Consider the following 9,278-nt stretch of genomic DNA (forward strand, 5'->3'; position numbering starts at 1 on the left):
TATGAAGTGCCCCTTTTGTAACGCAGAGGATACCCGAGTCATTGACTCCCGTCCGGCTGATGATAATACGGCCATCCGCAGAAGAAGACAATGTGAGGTTTGCGGAAAGCGTTTTACCACCTTTGAGAAGACGGAAACCCTTCCCTTTATGGTGGTGAAAAAGGACGAAAGTCGTGTGCCCTATGATCGTTCCAAGCTGGAAGGGGGAATTCTTCGTTCCTGCCATAAGCGCCCCATTTCTCCTAAGCAAATCTCCGCCTTGGTGGATGAGATTGAAAGTGTAATTTTTCATCAGGAAAGTAAGGAAGTCAGCACCGATACCATCGGGGAAATGGTGATGGAAAGGCTGAAAAACCTGGATCAGGTGGCCTATGTGCGTTTTGCTTCTGTCTACAGAGAATTTAAAGATATCAACACCTTTATGGAGGAAATCGGAAAGCTTCTCGGAGGAGGCTTAAAGACGGAGGGAAAAGAACTTGAAAAATAAGACATTTGCACTATTTCCCTGTTTTTCCATTTCTTCCATCTACACCTTAGACTTTGAAAAGCTGTATCAAAAGGGCTATCGAGCATTGCTTTTTGACATTGATAATACTTTGGTGCTGCATGATGAGCCTGCCAGAGATGAAACGGTGGCCCTGTTTCATCGGATGAAGGCTGCCGGTTTTAAAACCGCGGTGCTTTCCAATAACGGAGTAGAAAGAGTGGGGGCATTTCAAGACAGGGTTCATGCGGATTTGGTTATTCCTAATGCGGGAAAGCCTAAAGCAAAGGCGTATTTACAGGCAGTGGAGCAGTTTGGGATAGCAAAGGAGCAGGCGCTCTTTTTCGGCGATCAGCTGTTTACGGATATCTTGGGCGGAAATCGTGCGGAAGTACCTACTGTACTGGTAAAGCCTATGGGGAAGGAAAAGTATTTTCATATTCTTCTCAAAAGAATTTTGGAAAAACCCTTTCTTTTAGCTTATCAGAGAAAGCATGCTCTCTTTCAAGAAGAAATTGCGGCAATGGCCTAGTCGAATGGGAAAAGTCTCCATATAAAAAGCATACATAGGAAAAAAGTGCAGATATCAGGTGTTCACAGCGGAAAAGGAGAAGAGGGAAAATGGGAATGATTGTACCTTTAACAGGGGATTCTGAAAAGGATTTTCTAAGGGATGCCAAGGCATTAGCCCTGCATCCCCTGTATCCGTTTCTTTACGGGGTGGAAATTCGCTATGACTGTCTGAAAAAGCGTGAGGAGAAGTTAGGAAACTTTCTGGGAGAGCTTCGGAGAATTTTAGGAGACAAGAAGCTGATTTTCACCATTCGTACAGAGCGTCAGGGTGGTTTCTTTCCCTATGATAAATCTTATTTTCAACTGAATATGATGGCCATGGAAAGCGGCTATCCGGATTATATCGATTTAGAGGTGGAGCTGGACGGTAAAGGACGGCAGGCTTTTTTAGACTGCCACGCCATGATTTTGCAACTGGGAGGAAAATGCATTGCCTCCTACCATGATTTTCAAAAGACACCCAGCCGGGGAGAATGTAGAGAGATTCTCAGCGCTCTGGCTTCCTATGGAACGGACACGGTGAAACTGGCCTGTATGCCAAGACAGGAAGCGGATGTTTTGAATCTTATGCTGGCCTCCCGGGAATGGAAGGATAAGCATCCGGAAAGAAACTTAATCAGTATGTCTATGGGAGAAATGGGAAAGAGCTCCCGAGTGCTGGGTAGCCTTTCCGGCTCCAAACATAGCTTTGTGCAAGCCTTTTCCGCCTCCGCTCCCGGCCAGTTCGGGATGGAAGAATACATGAAGCTTTGGCGGAAAATGGAGGGAAGAAAAAACATTGCCCTGATCGGTTTTATGGGAAGCGGAAAAACAACCTTAGGGGAGATGCTTTCCCAAAAGCTTTCCCTTCCTTTGGTGGAGCTGGACAGAAGACTGGAAGAAAGCTTTTCCATGCGGATTTCCCAGTATTTTAAGCAATATGGGGAAGAACGTTTTCGGAGAGAGGAAACAAGACTTTTACAGGAAGTGCTGACGGAAGAAAATAAGCTGTCGCAAAACTTGCAGGAAGCTTTTCCTGCAGACTCTCCGATAAGAGAGGAAGAGAAAACTCTCTATGAGGGACAGGCGGAAATGATTCTATCCCCGGGAGGCGGAATTGTACTTCGGGAGGAAAATCGTAAGCTTTTACAGGAGCATTGCTTTACCGTTTATCTGCAGCTCTCTCCCAAGGCGGTACTGGAAAGACTGGAAAAGGAAGCGGAGAATCGACCGGTATTACAAAACAAGCTGGATCTTCATTCTATAGAAAAGATTATGGAAGAGCGGGAGAACCGCTATCAAGCCTGTGCCGATGCGGTGCTTTCCGTGGAAGGGAAGACTGTGGAGCAGTGTCAGGAGGAAGTGCTGAAGCTATTAAGGGAAGAAGGCCTTTTTTATTTTCCTGAATTCTGTCAAAAAACGAAGGAAATCTAAAGGAAGAAGAAAGAAAATAAAAGATTTTAATCTATTAGAGAAATGCTGGGATTTATAAAGGAAATATGCTATTCTTGCAAAGAATTATCATTTTCAACAAAAGGAGAGATTATGAAACGGAAAAATTTAGTTCTTGCTTTGGCGATTTTAAGCAGTTTGGCTCTTGCGGCTTGCGGCAATAGCGGAAAGACAGAAACTAAGGTTTCTGCAGAAACAGAGGCAACAACAGAGAAGGCTACAGAAAAAGCTGCGGAGAAAGCATCCGAGAAAGCAAGTGAAGCGGCGGGAGAGCAGAAAGCAAGCAATTTTTCCGTATCCGATAAGAGTTTGGAATTCACTGCAGAGAATTTAGCTTTGGAGTCTGTGGACAGCTCTATCTTCGGGGAGAAGGATTTAACCGTCCTGAATGTATGGGGAACCTTCTGCGGACCTTGTATTCAGGAGATGCCGGAGCTTGGTGAGTGGCAGAGAAATCTTCCGGACAATGTACAGATTATCGGCTTGGTGGCTGATGTGGCCGGAAAAGAGGATGCGGAGCATATTGAGCTGGCAAATACCATTTTGGACAAGACCAATGCGCACTTTACCAACATCATCCCCAACAATGATTTTGCGGATTTACTTTCCGGTGTAGTTGGTGTGCCTACCACTTTCTTCATTAATAAAGAAGGAAAGATTGTAGGAAAGCCCATTGTGGGAGCCCAGGTTCCTAAGTATAAGGCATTTGTGGAGGAGTATTTAAAAACTCTGGCTTCCTAAATGGGGAACTTTTCACAAATCTCATAGGAGAATTTTTGGCAAATCCCTGTAGTCATTTTCATGGAAAAATTTACAGAAAAATCCGCCGGAAAATTCGCAGAAAAATTTTTCCTTTAGAAAGATTTTATTATTGACAAAGGGCTTTGTATTTAGTAATATGAACAGGTCGCAAAAAATGCGACAGGGGGTCTTAGCTCAGCTGGGAGAGCATCTGCCTTACAAGCAGAGGGTCACAGGTTCGAGCCCTGTAGGCCCCAGTATTCGGTCCGGTCTGCGTGTTATGCGCAGCCTGGGTCGGACATTTTTTTCTAAGGCGAGATAGCTCAGCTGGCTAGAGCACACGGTTCATACCCGTGGTGTCGAGGGTTCAAGTCCCCCTCTCGCTACGATAAATCGAAACGATTTCCGTAAAAGGGACGTTTCGATTTTTTTGTTCTAAACAAGTAATTGCCTTATTCCGGAGAAAGGAAGAGCATGAGAGATCTTTGGCAGAAATTTCTTCGATTTTATCATAAATACAGCTATGCCAATGTCCTGTGGATCGGTATTATTTATCCCCTTTGGTTTAAGTCTATCGAGTCCAGAGTGACGGTGGCCACCGGCTACCACATTATGCATACGAAGATTGATGAAATGATTCCCTTCTGTGAGTACTTCATTGTGCCCTATTTTATGTGGTTTCTCTACATTTTGCTGGGAATACTGTACTTTCTTTTTACCAATAAGGAGGACTTTTATAAGGTTTGCCTATATCTTTTCATCGGCATGATTTTTAGTCTTTTGATTTGTGAAATCTATCCCAACGGAACGGACTTACGTCCGCCTTATATCAGCGATAAAAACATTTTCCAAGTCATGGTAGCAGGTCTATATCGTGTGGACACCCCCACCAATGTTTTTCCCAGTATTCATGCCTACAATTCCATTTGTATGCATGTGGCGATTATGAAAAGTAGGGATATTCGAAAGCTACCCTATGGAAAAGCGGTGGTTTGGGGATCCTTTCTTTTGTGTCTTTTGATTTGTATGGCAACACTAGTGCTAAAGCAACACTCTATTTTGGATGTGGGTGGGGCGATTCTTTTGTCTTTTATTGCCTACGGCTTTGTGTACGGCTATCCCAGCTTTCGTTTATGGGAGTATCTGGAGAAAAAATATCCTTCCCTTATGCAGGAAGAAGGATAGTATAGAAGAGGAGTTACAGATGGAAGAATTTCATTTTTGGAAAAATGCCATCGGACATTTTAAAACCATTACAAAGCATAAGATTTTGGTGATGCGCTACTGCTTTTCCATTGGGCTGTATAAGCAGGGCTTGCTCCATGACTTGTCCAAGTACAGTTGGACGGAATTCAGGGTGGGTATTCGTTTTTATAAGGGCTATAAAAGTCCCAACGGCGTAGAGCGGATTGAAACGGGAACCTCCACGGCATGGTTGCATCATAAGGGAAGAAACAAGCATCATTTTGAATATTGGTGTGACTATGATTTACAAGACCCCAATCGTATGATAGGCTGTCCTATGCCTTATCGTTATGTGGCGGAGATGTTTTGTGACAGAGTGGCCGCATCGAAGAATTATCAAGGGGAAAAATACAGGGATGACAGTGCTTACATTTACTATAAGCCGATGAAGGATTCTCCCTTGATTCATGAACGGACAAAAAAAGAACTGGAAGAATTGCTGTTGCTTTTAAAGGATAAAGGAGAGAAGGAATGCTTTGCCTTTCTTCGAAAAGAAGTAAAGAAGCGGAGAAGAGAAAAGGATTTTTTCTAAAAGAAAGGGGAGTGCAGTATGGCAATCGTTTACGACAAGGAAAAGGGGCTCATTAGTTTACATAGTAGAAACACCAGCTACCAGATGGGCATTGGTCCCTATGGGCATCTTTTGCATTATTATTACGGAAAAAGGGGAGAAGGGGATTTTTCCTACCTCTTCCAGTATAAGGATAGAGGATTTTCCGGTAATCCCTATGATGCAAATGCAGACAGAACCTACTCCATGGATACCTTGGCCCAGGAGTATTCTTCCTTTGGAAATGGAGATTATCGTATTCCGGCTTGTAGCATTTCCGGTTCTGACGGGGAGGGGATCTTGGACCTGCGCGTTGACCGGGTAGAGATTTTTTCGGGTAGATCCGAGCCGGAGGGACTTCCTCATGCCAAGGCTGTAGAGGAATGTGAAACCCTTCGCATTTTTCTAAAAGAAGAAAGAAAGAGAGTGGAGGTGGAGCTGGATTACATTCTCTATCCGGATGAGGATGTGATTGCCAGAAATGCCAGAATCAAAAATATTTCAGAGGAGGCTCTTTTTGTGGAGCGCCTGGATTCCCTCTCCCTGGACTTTTCCTATGGAGATTATGATCTGATTCATTTTTCCGGAAGGTACGGGATGGAGCGTCTCTACCGTAGAGAACCCTTGCAGCAGGGCGTAAAGCATATTGCGTCCATGAGAGGAAGCAGTAGCCATCAGGAAAATCCCTTTGGTATTTTGGCGGGAAGAAACACCACGGAGCATAGTGGAGATTGCTATGGCTTTGCCCTTTTATACAGCAGCTCTTTCCATCTGGATGTGGAGCGGGATTCCTACCGGGGAACCAGAGTTTCCCTGGGAATGCAAAATGACAATATGCACTACTTGTTGGAAGCGGGAGAAGAACTGCAAAGCCCGGAGGCGATCTTAAGCTTCGGGGATGGACTTAGCACCTTAAGCAACCAGCTACAAAGCATGGTGAAGAAGTATATTGCGGCCACATCTCCTTTGCCCTATTTTCCCATTTTGCTGAATTCCTGGGAAGCCTGCTACTTTAACTTTACCGGAGAAAAAATCATTGAGCTGGCAAGAGAAGGAAAAGCCCTGGGTATGAATCTACTGGTGATGGATGACGGTTGGTTTGGAAAGAGAGATACGGATTTCTCCGGTCTAGGAGACTGGGTGACCAATGAAGAGAAGCTGGGAATGAGCCTGGAAAGCCTTGGACACAGACTGGAAGAAGAGGGTATGCATTTCGGCATTTGGATTGAGCCGGAAATGGTCAATGAAGACAGTGCTCTTTACCGTGCTCATCCGGACTATGCCTTGCAGATTCCCGGAGAGTCTCCCATTCGTTCCCGTTCTCAGCTGGTGCTGGATTTTTCCAGAAAGGAAGTGGTGGATGCAGTATTGGAAAGCCTGATTTCCTGCTTCCGTTCCGTTCCCCTTTCCTACATTAAAATGGATATGAACCGAAGCATTATGGACGTATATTCCCATGGGGTGAATTTCCAGGGAAGAGGAAAGATTTTGCACCGCTATTGTCTGGGGCTATACCGTTTTCTCTCCGGCTTAAAGGAGGCCTTCCCCAACGTATTAATTGAGGGATGCTCCGGTGGAGGCGGACGTTTTGACCTGGGAGCGCTCTATTACACGCCTCAGATTTGGCTTTCCGACAATACGGATGCTATTGAGAGATTGGAAATTCAATACGGTTCCTCCTTCCTTTATCCCATCCAATGTATGGGTGCCCATGTTTCGCAGGTGCCGAATCACCAGACCGGACGTGTGGTACCTATGAATACCAGAGCCATCGTGGCTATGAGCGGAAGCTTCGGCTATGAACTGGATCCTAAGGATTGCCGGGAAGAAGACAGGGCGGAAATCCATAAGCAGATTGCCATTGTGGAGGAGCTGGAGCCTTTAATGAAGGAGGGAAGCTATTACCGTCTCAGCGGTTATGGAGAGACAGGAGGCTATACTCCTCAGTCCGAAGACAGAGTATCCGGAAAACGTTTTACCGCCTGGTCCTTTGTTTCACAGGACAAAAAGAAGGCCAGCCTTTCCGTGGTATGGCGGGATAAGAATTTTAACGGAGCCAATGAAATTCTTTATTGCAAAGGCTTAAAGAGAGAAGGAAAATATCGTCTGCGCTTACTATTACAGGGAGGCTCCTTCCAAGATGAAGCCTTTGTGGAAAGACTCCTGGAAAGAAGCTATAGCGGATTTTCCTTGATGGAGGTTGGTCTTCCCCTTCCGGAGGGAAAAGGAGAGTACGACAGCTTCTTGCTTCTTATGGAAGAGATTTAGAAAAGAAAGTATTTTATTTTAGAAAAAACAATAAGTAAGAGAAGCAAATTTGAAAAGATTGCTTATGCAAGAGAGTTTGAAAAAGATGTAGACAGAAAGGTTTAAGAAAAATGTTGATTTCCACGAAGGGGCAGTATGCCCTACAGCTTATGATTGACCTGGCAGAACATAACGGGCAGGGCTATATTCCCCTGAAGGAAATTGCGGCAAGGCAGGATATTTCGGAAAAATATTTAGAAAGCATCGTTAAGGTTTTGGTAAAAAAGGAGCTTTTGCTGGCCTTAAGGGGAAAAGGAGGAGGCTATAAGCTGAAGAGGCCTGTAGCGGAATATTCTCTTTTGGAAATCCTGACCGCCTTGGAGGGCTCTCTTTCTCCCGTTTCCGATCTGGAAAAAAGAAGAGGAAGTCTTGGGGCTTGTAAAACCTATCCGGTATGGAAGGAACTGGATCGGATGATTCAGGAGTATTTTCAGGAAAAAACACTTCTGGAGTTGGCTACCCCGGATCTGGCCGGAAATGATTTTGTTATATAAAGAGCTACTACAAACAGAGTCTTTTTCAAACTGTATAGGTCCGAATAGAGGCACGCTTTCGCTAACCTCGCCGACGCAGCGGTACTAAGCTTCAAGTATCGCTTTGCTCACTTTCAGCAAGTACCGGCGGGCTCAGATTGCCTCTGTTTCGGACCTATACAGCTTTGAAAAAGTAATGCCTCTGTTTGATGGCTCTTTTTTATTACAAAATCCGGGGGGCGCATATAGTATAGAAAATCCTAAAAATCATATAAATCATATAAATCATATAATCCACATAAACATACTTGACTAGTATGTTTATGTGGATTATACTTTTTGCGAAGAAAATGCTTCAATATTTTATCTTGTAAGAGATAGTGCTTTTTGGAGAAGAAGTTTTACAAAGTAAAGAATGTACAGAGTAGCAGATTTACAGAGAAGAAAAGGAGAATGCTATGGGAAAGATTTATCATGCAGCGGAAGAATTGATTGGACGTACTCCGATTTTGGAGCTTAGCCATATCGAGAAAAAGGATGGTTTGGAAGCAAAGCTTTTGGCGAAGCTGGAATATTTTAACCCGGCAGGCTCTGTAAAGGATAGAATTGCCAAGGGAATGATTGATGATGCAGAGGAAAGAGGCCTTTTAAAGCCCGGCTCCGTAATTATTGAGCCCACCTCAGGAAATACAGGAATCGGTTTATCCTTAGTGGCGGCAAGCCGAGGCTACAGAATCATCATTGTAATGCCCGACACCATGAGTGTGGAGAGAAGAACCTTGATGAAGGCTTATGGCGCAGAGCTGGTGCTGACAGAGGGCGCTAAGGGAATGAAGGGTGCCATTGCCAAGGCAGAGGAGCTTGCGAAAGAAATTCCCAACAGTTTTATTCCCGGCCAGTTTGAAAACCAGGCAAATCCCAAGACGCATGAGAAAACCACAGGTCCGGAGATTTGGGAGGATACCGACGGCAAGGTGGATTATCTGATTTCCGGAATCGGAACAGGAGGAACCATTACCGGAATCGGCAGATATTTGAAGGCAAAGAACCCTGCCGTAAAGGTAATCGCGGTAGAGCCTGAGGATTCTGCAGTGCTTTCCGGAAAGGCTCCGGGACCGCATAAGATTCAGGGAATCGGAGCAGGTTTTGTTCCTGACACCTTAGACACGAAGATCTATGATGAAATCATTACCGTTTCCAATGCGGATGCTTTTGCAACAGGAAGACGTATCGGAAAAGAGGAAGGCGTACTGACCGGAATTTCCTCCGGAGCGGCTGTGCATGCGGCAATTCAGATTGCAAAGCGCCCTGAGGCAAAGGGAAAGAACATTGTCATCATCCTTCCGGATTCCGGAGACCGTTACCTTTCTTCTCCGCTTTTTGCCGACGAAGCCTAAAGGATAAAAGGAAGTAGGAAATATCACAGTGAAATCATCGCTTCTATAGCATATAACTCTAAAGCGGGGCACGCTCT

General features: G+C 44.8%; 9 protein-coding genes and 2 tRNA genes. All 11 read left to right on the forward strand.

Annotated features, from left to right (window positions below; genetic code table 11):
* Position 1: 1 nt before the first annotated feature.
* The 11 genes from nrdR (at position 2) to cysK (ending at position 9,201) form a co-directional block, all read left to right on the forward strand.
* A complete protein-coding gene (gene nrdR / locus RYO92_RS00485) occupies positions 2-487 on the forward strand; it encodes a transcriptional regulator NrdR (protein WP_007157908.1) in 486 nt (161 codons plus the stop codon).
* On the forward strand, positions 477-1,016 hold the full coding sequence (locus RYO92_RS00490; RefSeq protein ID WP_315369120.1) for a YqeG family HAD IIIA-type phosphatase: 540 nt from the start codon (positions 477-479) through the stop codon (positions 1,014-1,016). The genes nrdR and RYO92_RS00490 overlap by 11 nt, the downstream gene beginning before the upstream one ends.
* 89 nt (positions 1,017-1,105) lie before the next feature.
* The gene (gene aroD / locus RYO92_RS00495) at positions 1,106-2,470 is read left to right on the forward strand and encodes a type I 3-dehydroquinate dehydratase (RefSeq protein ID WP_315369122.1); all 1,365 of its coding nucleotides are present in this window, start codon (positions 1,106-1,108) and stop codon (positions 2,468-2,470) included.
* A 111-nt stretch (positions 2,471-2,581) separates the two neighbouring features.
* Complete coding sequence (locus tag RYO92_RS00500; protein ID WP_315369123.1) at positions 2,582-3,229, forward strand: TlpA family protein disulfide reductase; 648 nt, start codon at positions 2,582-2,584, stop codon at positions 3,227-3,229.
* 184 nt (positions 3,230-3,413) lie between these two features.
* Positions 3,414-3,486, forward strand: a tRNA-Val gene (locus tag RYO92_RS00505).
* A gap of 55 nt (positions 3,487-3,541) precedes the next feature.
* Positions 3,542-3,615, forward strand: a tRNA-Met gene (locus RYO92_RS00510).
* 88 nt (positions 3,616-3,703) lie between these two features.
* A complete protein-coding gene (locus RYO92_RS00515) occupies positions 3,704-4,414 on the forward strand; it encodes a phosphatase PAP2 family protein (RefSeq protein WP_315369124.1) in 711 nt (236 codons plus the stop codon).
* Positions 4,415-4,433: 19 nt separating this feature from the next.
* Positions 4,434-5,006: a DUF5662 family protein gene (locus RYO92_RS00520; protein ID WP_308580302.1), complete on the forward strand. Its 573-nt coding sequence runs from the start codon at positions 4,434-4,436 to the stop codon at positions 5,004-5,006.
* Positions 5,007-5,024: 18 nt separating this feature from the next.
* Entirely contained in the window at positions 5,025-7,292 is a 2,268-nt protein-coding gene (locus RYO92_RS00525) for an alpha-galactosidase (RefSeq protein ID WP_315369125.1), read from the forward strand.
* Positions 7,293-7,402: 110 nt separating this feature from the next.
* On the forward strand, positions 7,403-7,825 hold the full coding sequence (locus RYO92_RS00530) for an RrF2 family transcriptional regulator (protein WP_315369126.1): 423 nt from the start codon (positions 7,403-7,405) through the stop codon (positions 7,823-7,825).
* Between the two features lie 437 nt (positions 7,826-8,262).
* Positions 8,263-9,201: a cysteine synthase A gene (gene cysK, locus RYO92_RS00535; RefSeq protein WP_315369127.1), complete on the forward strand. Its 939-nt coding sequence runs from the start codon at positions 8,263-8,265 to the stop codon at positions 9,199-9,201.
* Positions 9,202-9,278 lie beyond the last annotated feature (77 nt).

The sequence above is a fragment of the Oribacterium sinus genome, from assembly GCF_963553175.1.
Lineage (GTDB): Bacteria > Bacillota > Clostridia > Lachnospirales > Lachnospiraceae > Oribacterium > Oribacterium sinus_B.

What these genes read in the sequence shown, in the direction of transcription:
- RYO92_RS00525 (WP_315369125.1), top strand. Translation starts at nt 5,025, where the DNA reads ATGGCAATCGTTTACGACAAGGAAAAGGGGCTCATTAGTTTACATAGT.
- RYO92_RS00500 (WP_315369123.1), top strand. Translation starts at nt 2,582, where the DNA reads ATGAAACGGAAAAATTTAGTTCTTGCTTTGGCGATTTTAAGCAGTTTG.
- cysK (WP_315369127.1), top strand. Translation starts at nt 8,263, where the DNA reads ATGGGAAAGATTTATCATGCAGCGGAAGAATTGATTGGACGTACTCCG.
- RYO92_RS00520 (WP_308580302.1), top strand. Translation starts at nt 4,434, where the DNA reads ATGGAAGAATTTCATTTTTGGAAAAATGCCATCGGACATTTTAAAACC.
- RYO92_RS00530 (WP_315369126.1), top strand. Translation starts at nt 7,403, where the DNA reads ATGTTGATTTCCACGAAGGGGCAGTATGCCCTACAGCTTATGATTGAC.
- aroD (WP_315369122.1), top strand. Translation starts at nt 1,106, where the DNA reads ATGGGAATGATTGTACCTTTAACAGGGGATTCTGAAAAGGATTTTCTA.
- RYO92_RS00515 (WP_315369124.1), top strand. Translation starts at nt 3,704, where the DNA reads ATGAGAGATCTTTGGCAGAAATTTCTTCGATTTTATCATAAATACAGC.
- nrdR (WP_007157908.1), top strand. Translation starts at nt 2, where the DNA reads ATGAAGTGCCCCTTTTGTAACGCAGAGGATACCCGAGTCATTGACTCC.